Consider the following 12,457-nt stretch of genomic DNA (forward strand, 5'->3'; position numbering starts at 1 on the left):
CACACTATATATTGCATCATCATTCACGGAGCGCGACAGAGTTTCCAACGCGAATCGTGTTCAAACCCCTCTAAGCTCGCAATTTCTGGCAGTTGGACACGAAATAGCTTTGTAAATTCGCAAAGCTCGCGATTTCTGGCAAAAACAGCGGGAGAACTCATTGCAGTTTGAGAAGCGGTTAATCCGAACATCCCGACCCCCCCTGAACGCAACGGCAACGCACATGAGCAAGGCTTCCCGTATGCGGCCGGCCATGACAGGATGCGCGGGTATTTCCTGCGCTTCCGTGCTCTGGTATGGTTCTTTTGGGTCGAAGACGAACCGAGCTCACGTCGCTTCTCGGTCGTGCGGTCTGAAAGCGAACCGAATCCGTGTCTACCCTACGATCTCTCAAGTCGAAGGCCGCAAACGAACCGATCCTCTATCGCCTGCGCGCTCGCGGACCGAGCGAAGTTGGCGGCCAGGACCTGAGGAAGCGAACACTATCGCTCGCGCGCTCGCGAACCGAACCCCTATCGTCTGCGACTTGCGGAATCAGAACCAGATCGAGCACATGCCGTCCTACGAGGAAACGAGGTGCCCCATGGCTGTTGCCTACGAGGAAAACCCGCTTACCGTGCATTGCGAGTCATGCGGAGGCGCGGCGAACTACGACATCGTCACCCAGAGCTACCGCTGCCCCTACTGCGGCGGCACCACGAGCGTAAAAGGCGCGAAGGCGCAGGCCAAAGGATGGAGAGATGCTCGTCAGGTGCAGTTCCGCGAAAATGCCCGAGATCTTGCGCAGGCGACCTACACCTGCCCGAATTGCGCGGCCAAAGTGGTCGTTCCCGAAGGCGAGGCCCTTGCCGCCTGCAGTTTCTGCGGCGGCAAGCCCGTACGGAGCGAATTTTTCGACGATGACAGCTTCCCCGAGGTCGTCATCGGCTTCAAAATCACACTCGACGAGGCACGCGCACGGCTCGAACGCTGGTGCGAAGAGAATGCAAGATGCAAACCCGAAACGGACGGCATCAGGAAGAACATCGGGAAGCTCGCCGGATACTATCTCCCCTACCAGCTTGTGCGCGGCGGTATATCCTGTACCGCGCGCAGGATCGATTCGTCGCGTGATTACGTCTGCCGCGGATTCGCCAACGGTATCGCCGTCAACACATCGCAGCAGATGAAAAACGAGCTGCTTGATGCCATGGAGCCTTTCGACTGGACGGAATGCGCCCCGTTCGACTTCGGCTACGTGGCCGGCCAGCGCGTCAAACTGCAAGATCTTCAGAAGGATCGGCTCGAAGGGCGCGTCAAACGAGAGGTCGAGCAGGGGTACCGCCCCATGGTAGAGAAGGTCATGCAATCGAAGGCCGTGAGCATGAACGCCGACATCAGCAGTATGCTCATCATGCCGGCGCTGCTGCCGGCCTATGTGCTGCACAGCAAGGCATGCGATGTCGCAATCAACGGCCAAACAGGGAAGGTAGCGGTGCTCTCGCAGCGCATAGGTCGAAGCATGCCTTGGTTCGTCCCGCCGATAATCGCCACCGCGATCTGCGGCATCCTCGCATTCGCGGTCGCCTTTCTCCTTGCGGACACCTCGGATCCCGCGAACACGGCAAGTATAGCGGCCGGCATCACAGCCGTCATAGCCGCCATAGCGTTCACCGCATATAGCCGGAACCGCGGCCTCAAAGGCGAATGGAATCTGCTGTTCACCAGCAAAGATTCAGTAATTGAACGACAAGGGGGAACGCTTGTCTGGGGAGCGGGCGAATCACGCCCCGATCCCGATCCCGTGTTCTTCGAACGCATCGGCGGCCTGGAAGAACCCGTGCGCATACGTTTCCACCCGCCCGCACGCATCGCGAAATGGGTGGCGCTCATCGCGCTCTGGAACACGTTCCCGCTGCTCCTTGGGTTCCTATTCGCAGGCTTCGATACGTCGGGCATGTGGCTGGGCGGCATCGTCGTGTGGCTCTGCATCTCCATCCCCACCACACCCGCATTCATCATGAAGTTCTTCCATATGGAAGTCTACGATCGCCCTATCCTCTACCGGATACTGCCCGACGGCACGACGAAACGTGTCAAGGCCGATGGCGAGAAGGCGAATTGGAGGGAGATTTTGAACGACGCCTTCGAGATGAAGGGACTCATCGCCGGGCTCGCGCTGATTCCCCTCGTCATCTCGCTCGTGATAGCCTTCGGAGGAAGCGCCTAGACGAGCTGCGCGGCATGCATTTCATGATCGTGCGCGAATACGCAGGCCCAACATGCGATGCTACGGAATCGCTGAGCCGTTCTGCAACGCCATGCGCAGGAGCTATCGCATACGATGCCCGCATCGACCGTCGCTCTTGCAAAACCAGCGGCATCGAGATGCGCCCGCCGATTCCATCAGGTAGAATCAGGGCAAGACACATGTCCGCATTCAACGATTGGAGACGTCGCCATGTCCGAAGAGCCCATCGATTCCCCGATCAACGAAACCGCGACCGCTGCAACCGACAGCGTCATGCATGACAAAGCGCCCACGAATACCGAGGCAGAACCCAAGGTCGGCACCGTCACGAATGCAGGGGCCGCGAACAACGCAGAGGCCGTCGAGACGGAACCCCTCGCCGGCGAAGAGGTCGACTTCGAAACCTTCAGCAAGTCCGACTTCCGCGCCGTCAAGGTGAAGGAATGCGAAGCCGTCCGCAAGAGCAAGAAGCTCCTCAAGTTCGTGCTCGACGACGGCACCGGCACCGACCGCGTGATTCTTTCGGGCATTCACATGTACTACGAGCCCGAAGAGCTCGTCGGCAAGACGCTCATCGCCATCGTGAACCTGCCTGCGCGCTCGATGATGGGCATCGACTCGTGCGGCATGCTGCTCTCGGCGATCCATGAGGTGAAGGGCGAAGAACGCCTGAACCTGCTCATGGTCGACGATGCGATACCCGCAGGCGCGAAGCTCTACTAGCTCGACCCAAGGGCCGGTGCCCGCGCGCATGAAGGAAGCCCGCGCAGCGGACGAACGTTCCGTCCGTTGCGCGACTGGCCTCGGAAGCCGCCGAAAGCCCCATGGCGTGCATGTCGCACACCGGCTTCGCCGAGCGACGCGGATGCATCCTCGCGCCAGGAAGATTGGAGGCATTATGGACCCGAAGAAGACCGGATTCGCCCTTGCTGCCGCGATCGCATGCGCGTGCGCCATGCCTTCGTATGCGTTCGCCGACATCGCGCCGATTCCCTCGTATCCCACGCCGTCGGGATTCTTTGATATCGCGCTCATTGCGGGAGTAGCAGTGCCCGTCATCATCGCCTCGATCGTTGCGCTCGTTGCGATCGTGATCATTCTGAACGAACGAAAATGACGGGCGATTCGGCACGCGTGCCGATGACCGCGGTCTACGGAGTTTCCCACTTCGTCATCGACCTCGCCTGCATAGCAACCATGCTCGGCGCCGTATCGCGCACGCTCGGCATCGAGGGAGCGGAAGGCGTGGTTGCGGCCATCGTCGCCTACGATCTGCTCGCCTTCTGCCTTCAGCTCCCCTTCGGCGCGCTGGTCGATCTCGCGGATCGCAATGCACGCGCCGCCATGGTCGCCTGCGGGTTGGTGGCGGCAGGCACGTTCGTCTCGGCCGCGCCGCACGCACCTGCGGCCTTGGCGGCGGTGGCGCTCGTCGCGGTCGGAAACGCGCTGTTCCACTGCGCAGGCGGCCTTGATGTGCTGAATGTCGCCCAAGGAAAGGCGACGCTTCCCGGAGCCTTCGTTTCGACAGGGGCGGCAGGAGTCTTCCTCGGAGGCCTCATGGCCGTATCGCACGCAAGCCTCACGCCCGTGCTGGCAGCGCTGCCCGTCGGATGCATCTTCGCGATCGCCTCCGTCGATCGCATGAATCGACGCATATGGAACGTGCGCAACGAGCCGTTCGGGCTCCCTCGGCCGTCCGTTCGCTTCATCGGCGCCTGCGCGCTGCTCGCCGCCACCGTTGCGCTTCGCAGCTATGCGGGCATGGAAATGGCATTCCCCTGGAAGGCCGACATCGCGCTCGCAGCCGGGCTGGTCACAGGTATCGTCGCCGGAAAGGCGGCAGGAGGCGTGCTGGCCGATCGCCGCGGGCTTGCCGCCGCCTCGATTGCATCTCTTGCGGGTTCGGCAGCCCTTTTTCCCTTCGCAGCGGCATTCCCCGCCATCGGCATGCTTGCGGCGTTCCTCTTCAATTTCACCATGCCCGTCACGCTTATTTCGCTTGCAAACCTCATGCCCGCATCCAAGGGAATCGCCTTCGGAATCGCATCGTTCTCACTTGCGATCGGCGCGCTGCCGGCATTGATCGGATTCGATGTCGACGGGCCGATGGCCTTGAGCGTCCTCGCGATCGCCTCGCTTGCCTGCCTCCTGCCTGCGCTTCGGCTCGCACGCGGCATTCAGAACGAGCCTGACGCGCAGGCCGCGACCCTCCAGGCAGAGGGTCGGGCATGACAGGATCCTCGTGGGCGATCGCAGCGATGTTCCTCACCTGCCTTGCGCTGACTATCGTCGTCGAGCTCGTTGTCGCTCTCGCCGTATTCCACGTGCGCGGCGCGTGGCATATCGCCGTGGTCGCATTAGCGCAGACCGTCACGAATCCGCCTCTTGTGCTTGCGACGATCGTCGCCGGCGTCGCCCTCGATTCCGAACTCGCATTCGCCACGATACTCATCGTCCTTGAGACGGCGGCCGTTGTGGCAGAAGGCGGCATCTATCGGTATGCCGGGCTTTCGGACAGGCCTTATATCCTTTCCCTCGCATGCAATGCAGCTTCGTTCACGATAGGGTTCGCGATATCCCTCGTTTCATGCGCGCTTTCATCCTTCTAGAATAGTCGGCTCGAGAGACGGGACCGCGCCTCGAACCCTGAGGAGGAATTCCAGGGCGCCGAGGCGCGACCATCGTCGAAAGCCGTTGTCAAGAACCGAAGCGCAACCGCAATCGGCATGCGGGGGATTTCATATCATAAACCGATTCCTACCCGACGTAGTCGGCCGCATTGTCGCCGGCGACGCGTCCGAAGGTGTAGATATCGGCCATAGACGTGGAGCCCAGGCGGTTCGTTTCCATCTTACGACCCGCAACCTCGCCCGCGGCGAACAGGCCGGGAATGGGCTCATCGTTCCCATCGAGCACCTCGGCGTTCGGATTGAAGCGATTGAATCCGCTCATGGCACATGCTAGAATACATTGTATTCAACGAAATGAAAGAGGATGCCATGTCCACATTAACCATGCGCATAGATGACGCCGACGCCGCCGTCGTTCGCAAGTACGCCATGTTCGAAGGCAAAACCATTTCCGATTTCATCCGCGATGCCGTCTTCGAGAAAATCGAGGACCAGGAAGACCTGAAGGCTCTTCGCTCGGCGATAGCCGAGGATGATGGAACGCGCTACGCCCACGATCGGATTCTTTCCGAACTGGGACTGTAAATGGCCTATCGCGTTGAATACACGTCAGCCGCCTTAAAGCAGCTGAAGAAGATGGATCGTTTCGATGCGCGACTCATCGTTTCCTGGATCGACAAGAACCTTGAAGGATGCGAAGACCCACGCGTCCATGGAAAAGGCCTCACGGCCAATCGCGCGGGCGAATGGCGCTACCGCGTCGGGAGCTATCGCATCCTATGCGTCATCCAAGACGACCGGCTCGTCATCGAGGTGTTCTCCGTCGGACACCGCAGCACAATCTACGAAGGATGACGATCGCTCTACGCATTGAGCCTTTTTCTTGATTCACCTGGAAGTATGTCTCTCTATCTCTCGTCTCTAAGCTCTTGCCGATGTGCAGCCGATGCTATGCAGGCGGCGCAGCAAGAGGGAGCGCGATCGTCGCGCGTGCCCCCAAGATATCGCCCGCATCGTCCGTACGATTGGCAAGCTCCAGCCTGCCGCCATGCGCGGAGGCGATATCGGCGGCGATGGAAAGTCCCAACCCGAAATGCGTGCCGCCACCGCCCGCGCCGCCAACATTTGCCCGCGATGCATCCCCGCGGAAGAACCGCTCGGTCCCGTGCGCGAGAGCCTCAGACGAAAGGCCGGCCCCGTCGTCCTCGATAGCGATGTAGACGGTTTGCGATGCGACGTCGTACGAAAACGCAAGGACCACGCGGCCGCCACATGCATGGTCGCAGGCATTGCCTACCAGATTGAGCGCGGCGCGCTCAAGGGCATCCGCATCCCAGAGCGGCAGCGCCCCCTCCCCTTCGCGCATCGCGATGCATGCATCGTGGAACGCGCGTGTCCTCGCGGTTTCGAAGGCGAAGCCGCGCGCTGCGACGACCCTCTTCGCCGCGCGTTCCACGCTATCGGCAAGAACCCAGGGATTCACGGATTCGAGATGCGATTCGTCCGCCCGTCCGCGAGATGCTTCCACAATTCTGGTCACGAAGCCATCCATGGAATGCGCGGCCTCCCGTATCGCCTGCGCGCACGCAGCCTGATCAGCGCCGAGCATACCCGAAGCCGCATCCTCGGCAAGCAGCTCCGCATTGCCGATCGCCACCGTAAGGGGCGTCTTGAGGTCGTGAGCAAGCGCGGCGACCTGCTCCCGAGCCTGCCGTTCGGTCGCCTGCTGCGCCTCGCGCGCGTCTTTCAACGAAATCCGCATCGCTTCCATCGCGCGCAGCACATCGTCGATCTCGGCCACATCGCTGCTACCTGCAGGCGTATCCAAATCCTGCCTGCCGACGGCTTGGGCCGATCGGGTCAAGGGATCCATCTTGCGCGTGAGCACGCGTCCGGCACGCAGGGCGATGAGCATGATCGCAAGGACCAGCGCGGCCAGCACGGTCCAGAGAAACAGGTCCTGAGGATTCGGCAAGGCGTCGCGCATGCCCTTGTAGACCCACTGAGGCACGATATCGTAGGAAAGCACGCAGCACCCGCCATCTGCAAGACCGACCGCATCGTAGGAAGGATACGAGTCATCGAACGCCTCGCGCGAAACCGCGACGGCATGCGCGGTATCAAGCTGACCGACAGGCATGTCGGTTGCCAGAAGAGAGCCGTCCGCGCCGAAGCGGGCGTAGCGATACGCCGAGGGAATGGCATCGGCGTCGAAGGAAGCCTGGCCGGCGAGCATATCTTCCACCTCGCCCAGGTGGGTGTCGCCGTAGTTCGCGACCGATACGGCATCGGAAGCCATCTGCCAAGCGAAGGCGCCCGTCGGAATGCCCACGGCGAGAAGCGCGCCGACGAGCACGTAGAGGAAGTAGCGGGACACCACCAGGAACAGAGGGATCCTCACGCGTCGGCGCGTATGCCCTACGCCTGCCACTTATACCCCATCCCACGCACGGTCTCTATAGGATCGACGTTCGCCCGACGGAGCTTCGCGCGGGCGTTGCTCACGTGCATGGAAATCGCATCGTCGCCCGCGTCCGAAGCCCAGCCGAACGCGCGCTCGCGAATCTGCTCGCGCGAAAGCACCTGGCCGCGATGCATGGCGAGGAGCTCGCACACGGCATACTCGGTAGGCGTGAGCGGCACAGGCGAACCATGCGCGGAAAGCTCGCGTGCATCGAGATCGACGCGAACGTCGCCCAAGGCGAGCATATGGGTGCGCACCCTTTCTTCCCGACGCACATGCGCGCCGACCTTCGCACGAAGCTCGACGATGCCGAACGGTTTGCGGATATAGTCGTCGGCACCGAGGCCCAATCCGAACACAGCATCTTCCTCAGCCACCTTCGCAGTGAGGAAGAGGATCGGAGCGTCTACCAGATGCCGGATGCGGCCTACCAGCTCGAAGCCGTCCATACCGGGCATCATCACATCGCAGAGAATAAGATCGTACCGTGACAAAGCGAGGCCAAGCACGGAAACCGGGTCGTTCGCGGCATCGACGGCATGTCCGTCGCGCGCAAGCACGCGGGACAGCAGGTCGGTGATCGCCGCATCGTCATCGACCACGAGAATCCGCGCCATGCCTTTCGCCTCCTCGCATGCGTCTTGCAGACCCCTTCCAAGGCATCCTATCGTTTCCATAGGCGTCGCCATGATATATCAGATCCCGGGCAGCCATCTTTTCATTCTCCATGCCGAGCAGGCTCGAAACGGGAAATCCATGCCGCCAGCCCGCCTGCAAGCAGAACGGTCGCGACAGCGCATAAGCCTGCGAGCGGCCAGATCGCACCGGCGACATGAGCCGCAGCATCCAACGAACCTGCAGATCCGCCAGCGATCGAAAGCTCGATAGGCAATGATCCCAGAAGCGCGGGCCAGCTGGTCGGCAGATACGACAACGCATTCGCATCAGCGGCCGTGAGCGCCCCGGTCATAAGACCGTGCGCGAGCCCTCCCATCGAGAAGAACGAGAGCATGAGTCCTGCCGCGCCGGCAACGATCGCCGCATTGCGGCCCCATCGTAGCGCAGCGACGTAGAGGACAAGATAGAGCGGGATGCTGCCGAATGCGAGGCCGACGACGGCACCCACCCAGGCGGCCGGCCCCAATGCCTGTCGCCCAACCAGGATGAGGGGCGCGGCGAACGCGGCTGCGGCAAGCACGAGGGCGAACGCCCCCATAAGCCAGAGCGTGCAGAGCCGTGCGGCAATCGCCTTTCGCCTCGACGGGACGGCGAGCATGCCTGAAAAACAGGTCGCCTCCCGCTCGGCATCCACGTCCAGGCCGCAGACGATGCCCGCCATAAGCGGCATCATGGCGCCCAGCAGCTGCACGAAGGCGTCGGCACCCATCGATGCATCCCAGGGAGCTGTGGCGAAGTACGCCCCGCACGCCGCCCCCGCCGCCAAAGCGCATATCAGATGCAGAGGCACAAGGGACAACCGACGCAGGCGCAGCGTCTCTGCGCGCAAGGAACGCGGAAACGTCATGCTCGGTCCAGATGCCCGCGCATCCTCGCCTTCGCTTCCGCTCGCGTTACGGATATCGTCCGCATGATCCGTCGCGCGTCCCGTCATCGCCGCTCCTCCGATTTCTCGAACCATGATGCGCCGGCAACGACGAGCACTGCCGTGAGCGCACACGCGATGCCGAGCGCAAGCGCGATAGCATCTCCTTGGGATACCGTTTCGACGATATCCATGCCGACGCCGACGGGCTCGCCGCTTGGCAGGACCGGAAGGAAGGCCGTCGGCAGCATGACGGTGGCCGAAGGCGGGCATGCGGGCCAGAACGGCACGACCGACCAGCTGAAAGCCAGGGCGATCTGCACCGCCAACGGCACGAAGACGCCTGCGAGCATCCCTGCGCGCATCGTGAGGAAAAGCGTCGTCGGAACCATCCACGAACTTGCGACGATGAGCGCAAGCGCCGCGGCCAGCATCGCCGGCATGCTCGCCGCACCCTGCGGCGCTGCGATCGACGCTGCAGCATACACGGCGAAGACGACGAGGTTCGACAGCGCCGAGAGAATCAGACACCAGACGACCTTGGCGCCCCACGCCTGACGCAGCGGCACGCCGCTCGAAAGCAAGGCGCGGTTGCCTAAGCGTGCATCGACCCGCGCCACCGATGCGGCGGCAAGCGTGATCGCGACCGGCATCAGCAGCGCATACCAGTAGTTCCACGGCGCATACGTAAGGCCCGCCTGCGGGGCGAGCAGAGCCCCGAGGACCGCCAGCAGCGGAAAGGGCAGCGCCAAGACGATAGCCAGGCGCAGCGGTGCGGCATGCTTCGATTTCAACGCTTCCGCGCGCAGAGCGCGAACGAAGGATCCGCGCATGGGAACGGGTTTCTCGTCGGTCCCTGTCGCACATGGCATTGCCGGTTCATGCCGCGGCGTCATCCCGCACGATAGCGCTGCCGCATGCTGCGCCCCTGACATGGCCGTCGCCTCGGCCGCGCGCTTCGTCTCCTTCATCGTCCGGCCTCCTTCCGGCACACGTCCATGAAGAGCGCTTCCAGATCCTCGCCCTCATGCAGCGCATCCTCGTAGGCGAGCCTGCCGCCGACGATGATGCCGACGACATCGGCCGTATGCTGCACCTCGCCGAGGATATGGCTCGACAGCAGCACCGTGATGCCCTGTGCGGGAAAGCTTCGGATAAGACCGCGTAGATCTTCGATGCCGATGGGATCGAGCCCGTTGGTCGGCTCGTCCAGAATCAGCAGACGCGGATGGGCCAGCAAGGCCAGCGCAATGCCCAGACGCTGCTTCATACCCATCGAAAACCTTCCGGCGCGCTTGGATCCCGTATCCGCAAGACCCACCGTCGCGAGCGCCTCATCTATGCGTGCCTCCGACAGCCCCAGCAGCGTGGTGCGCACGCGCAGATTCTCTCGTGCGGTCAGATTCGGATAGAGAGGCGCCTGCTCGACGAGCGAACCGATGCGGTAGAGGTCGTCTCGCGTCCACGGATGCCCCTCGAACAGCATCTGCCCCTCCGTCGGATGCAGCATCCCCGTGATCATCTTGAGCGTGGTCGACTTGCCCGCACCGTTCGGGCCGAGCAGGCCGTAGACCTTTCCCTCTTCTACATGGAGGGACACATGGTCCACCGCCGTCTGGGCGTTGCCGCCCCGCCCGAACCGCTTGACGAGCCCACGCGTTTCCAAAACGCATTCCGCCATGGAGCTTCCTCTCTTCCGCCGTCCAACGTCTTGCTTCTCAGTCTGGACGGGGTTTCTAAAGAAACGCTAAAGGTCGGAAGACCGCGGGCTATTTCAGACAATTGCAGAGGAAGAGCTGACGGCAGCAGACGTGTTCGAATTCACTTTGCACCGCGATCGGCGCTCGGACGAATGCCCTTCACCAGATCCTCTGCGCGATAGGCGGCATAGCCCTCGTATGCGTACGACGCATCGATGCCGCGTGCGAGCAACGTGAAGCTGTCGAGCCGATCGGATAGGGCCTCGCGCACCAGTGCCTTTATCTCCACATCGCGCACCGGGCTGCGTTCCATGGCAAGCAGGTAGTCTTCGCGATCGATTTTGCTCCAATCAACAGTGAATCCCAGGTTGCGCCGCAGCATATGGTCGAGCCATATACGACCCGACCTCCCATTCCCCTCGCGAAAGGGGTGCGCCACGTTCATCTCAACGTATTTTTCGAGAATGCGCTCGAAACCATCCTGCGGCATCTTCTCAATGCTTTTCAACGCCGAACCGAGATAAAGAGCAGAGGCGAAACGGAAGCTGCCTTTGGCAAGATTCACGGTACGAATCTTGCCCGCAAAGTCATAGATCGTGCAGAACAAAGCCCTATGAATGCTCGTCAGCGCATGAACCGTACCGGATTCCAGCGTATCGAGCGCGCCGTCGCGATACATCAGCAGCGCTGCCGTTTTAGAGAGGCGCTCTTCTTCGTGGGCAAGCTTCACGTCGTCCATTATGCCCAATCTGTTTTCGAGGGTCATCCAACCACCTGCCTGCCGGTACCGAATTCGGATATATCATCGCATAGTTCTACATTCCAGACGATGCACGAAGGTTATCGAAAGGTACCTGCGGCACAGTATTATGCCTGCTTTCCCCGTTGCGCCATCGCGAGCAGAATGAAAGCCGTCAAGAAAACAGCGGATGCAAGACCGCATGAGGGAAAGGATCCCGAGTTGATTCCGGCCTGGAAATCCAGAGATGAAGCTGAACGCGACGTATGCCTGCGTGAACTACGGCGAGGCATGCGCCCCTGGCGAAATTCGCGACCGTTCGATACCATTGAATGCAGACACCGATGAAGGAGGTCGCCATGAAGCTGCTGGTCGACGAAAGCATCGCAAAACTCGGCATCGAAAGCGTCGTGATCGGCATCGCGAGAGACGTGGACCCGAACGCTCCCCTGCCCGATTCGTTCCTGAAAAAGCAGAAGGACATGGAAGATTGGGCGTTGGGCTGCACCATGGACGACGTGCTCGACCTTCCGGTCGTCCGAGGTTACACGGACCTGCTGAAACGCGTGAAGCGAAGCGTCAAGAAGAACCCTCCCACCGTTCCCGCGCTCATCCGCAATATCCAACACCGCGGCTCCATTCCGCACATCAACAGCGTCATCGACATCTACAACGTCGAATCGCTGCGCTCGCGTCTAGCCATAGGCGGACATGACCTCGACAAGGTCGACGAACGGATAGAATTCACCATCAACAAAGAGGAAGACTCCTTCCTTCCGATCCTTTCCGCCGAGAAGCACGTGGCCGAGACGGACTACGTCTATCGGGACGCGAAAGGAATCATGGCATGGCTGGACGTTCGCGACGGCGAGAACTACAAGTTCGACGATGCGACGAAGAACGCCATCTTCATCATCCAGGGCAACGCCGAAACATCCGCCGAATACCGCCTGGAAGCGCTCGAGCGGATTCGGGACGACCTGGCAGCATGCATGCCGAACGTGAAGTTCGAGACATATGTCGTGCACGCCGGAGAAGAATTGGACGTGCAGGGCTGAGCCGACAAGCCGCATATCGCGCATCGGTGCCTTTCCGGCTCGGAAGACGCCTGTGCATCCCACGGATGCAGCACCCGCTCTGCGACCATCGCA

At 61.6% G+C, this 12,457-nt stretch carries 14 protein-coding genes and 1 pseudogene; 8 read left to right on the top strand and 7 right to left on the bottom strand.

Annotated elements, in window-relative coordinates; all coding sequences use genetic code 11:
* The first annotated feature begins 583 nt into the window (after positions 1-583).
* The 5 genes from HMPREF0762_RS06505 to HMPREF0762_RS06525 all read left to right on the top strand — a co-directional run bounded on the left by HMPREF0762_RS06505 (position 584) and on the right by HMPREF0762_RS06525 (position 4,839).
* Positions 584-2,209: a P-loop NTPase family protein gene (locus HMPREF0762_RS06505; RefSeq protein WP_050759696.1), complete on the top strand. Its 1,626-nt coding sequence runs from the start codon at positions 584-586 to the stop codon at positions 2,207-2,209.
* Positions 2,210-2,440: 231 nt separating this feature from the next.
* Positions 2,441-2,953, top strand: a complete 513-nt coding sequence (locus tag HMPREF0762_RS06510) for a methionine--tRNA ligase (protein ID WP_006362759.1) — start codon at positions 2,441-2,443, stop codon at positions 2,951-2,953.
* A gap of 175 nt (positions 2,954-3,128) precedes the next feature.
* The gene (locus HMPREF0762_RS06515; RefSeq protein ID WP_115314254.1) at positions 3,129-3,347 is read left to right on the top strand and encodes a hypothetical protein; all 219 of its coding nucleotides are present in this window, start codon (positions 3,129-3,131) and stop codon (positions 3,345-3,347) included.
* Complete coding sequence (locus HMPREF0762_RS06520) at positions 3,344-4,462, top strand: hypothetical protein (RefSeq protein WP_006362762.1); 1,119 nt, start codon at positions 3,344-3,346, stop codon at positions 4,460-4,462. The genes HMPREF0762_RS06515 and HMPREF0762_RS06520 overlap by 4 nt, the downstream gene beginning before the upstream one ends.
* Positions 4,459-4,839 carry a hypothetical protein gene (locus HMPREF0762_RS06525; RefSeq protein WP_006362764.1) on the top strand — a complete coding sequence of 127 codons (381 nt, stop codon included), beginning with the start codon at positions 4,459-4,461 and terminating at the stop codon, positions 4,837-4,839. The genes HMPREF0762_RS06520 and HMPREF0762_RS06525 overlap by 4 nt, the downstream gene beginning before the upstream one ends.
* 148 nt (positions 4,840-4,987) lie before the next feature.
* Here HMPREF0762_RS06525 and HMPREF0762_RS06530 read toward each other — a convergent pair.
* A pseudogene (locus HMPREF0762_RS06530) lies at positions 4,988-5,161 on the bottom strand (FAD-binding protein); the annotation flags it as partial.
* A 68-nt stretch (positions 5,162-5,229) separates the two neighbouring features.
* On the opposite strand from HMPREF0762_RS06530, the gene relB reads away from it, so the two are divergent.
* Positions 5,230-5,445 (top strand): type II toxin-antitoxin system RelB family antitoxin, encoded by a 216-nt coding sequence (relB, locus tag HMPREF0762_RS06535; RefSeq protein ID WP_009076098.1) that lies wholly within the window; start codon positions 5,230-5,232, stop codon positions 5,443-5,445.
* Entirely contained in the window at positions 5,446-5,715 is a 270-nt protein-coding gene (locus HMPREF0762_RS06540; protein WP_006362768.1) for a type II toxin-antitoxin system RelE family toxin, read from the top strand.
* 94 nt (positions 5,716-5,809) lie between these two features.
* Here the strand turns inward: HMPREF0762_RS06540 and HMPREF0762_RS06545 are convergent, their stop codons facing one another.
* From HMPREF0762_RS06545 to fic, 6 genes are all read right to left on the bottom strand, one after another.
* Positions 5,810-7,291: a HAMP domain-containing sensor histidine kinase gene (locus HMPREF0762_RS06545; RefSeq protein WP_040619371.1), complete on the bottom strand. Its 1,482-nt coding sequence runs from the start codon at positions 7,289-7,291 to the stop codon at positions 5,810-5,812.
* The gene (locus HMPREF0762_RS06550; RefSeq protein WP_039993098.1) at positions 7,279-7,941 is read right to left on the bottom strand and encodes a response regulator transcription factor; all 663 of its coding nucleotides are present in this window, start codon (positions 7,939-7,941) and stop codon (positions 7,279-7,281) included. The genes HMPREF0762_RS06545 and HMPREF0762_RS06550 overlap by 13 nt, the downstream gene beginning before the upstream one ends.
* A gap of 101 nt (positions 7,942-8,042) precedes the next feature.
* Positions 8,043-8,936 (bottom strand): ABC transporter permease, encoded by an 894-nt coding sequence (locus tag HMPREF0762_RS06555; RefSeq protein ID WP_006362771.1) that lies wholly within the window; start codon positions 8,934-8,936, stop codon positions 8,043-8,045.
* Positions 8,933-9,838, bottom strand: a complete 906-nt coding sequence (locus HMPREF0762_RS06560; protein ID WP_006362772.1) for an ABC-2 family transporter permease — start codon at positions 9,836-9,838, stop codon at positions 8,933-8,935. Before HMPREF0762_RS06560 ends, HMPREF0762_RS06555 begins: the two co-directional genes overlap by 4 nt.
* Positions 9,835-10,548 (bottom strand): lantibiotic protection ABC transporter ATP-binding protein, encoded by a 714-nt coding sequence (locus HMPREF0762_RS06565; protein ID WP_006362773.1) that lies wholly within the window; start codon positions 10,546-10,548, stop codon positions 9,835-9,837. Before HMPREF0762_RS06565 ends, HMPREF0762_RS06560 begins: the two co-directional genes overlap by 4 nt.
* A 140-nt stretch (positions 10,549-10,688) precedes the next feature.
* A complete protein-coding gene (fic, locus tag HMPREF0762_RS06570; protein ID WP_009076085.1) occupies positions 10,689-11,306 on the bottom strand; it encodes a protein adenylyltransferase Fic in 618 nt (205 codons plus the stop codon).
* Between the two features lie 359 nt (positions 11,307-11,665).
* Between fic and HMPREF0762_RS06575 the strand changes: the two genes are divergently transcribed.
* The gene (locus HMPREF0762_RS06575) at positions 11,666-12,364 is read left to right on the top strand and encodes a B3/B4 domain-containing protein (protein ID WP_040619372.1); all 699 of its coding nucleotides are present in this window, start codon (positions 11,666-11,668) and stop codon (positions 12,362-12,364) included.
* Positions 12,365-12,457: the final 93 nt, after the last annotated feature.

Origin of the sequence: Slackia exigua ATCC 700122 (genome assembly GCF_000162875.1) — a bacterium.
Lineage (GTDB): Bacteria > Actinomycetota > Coriobacteriia > Coriobacteriales > Eggerthellaceae > Slackia > Slackia exigua.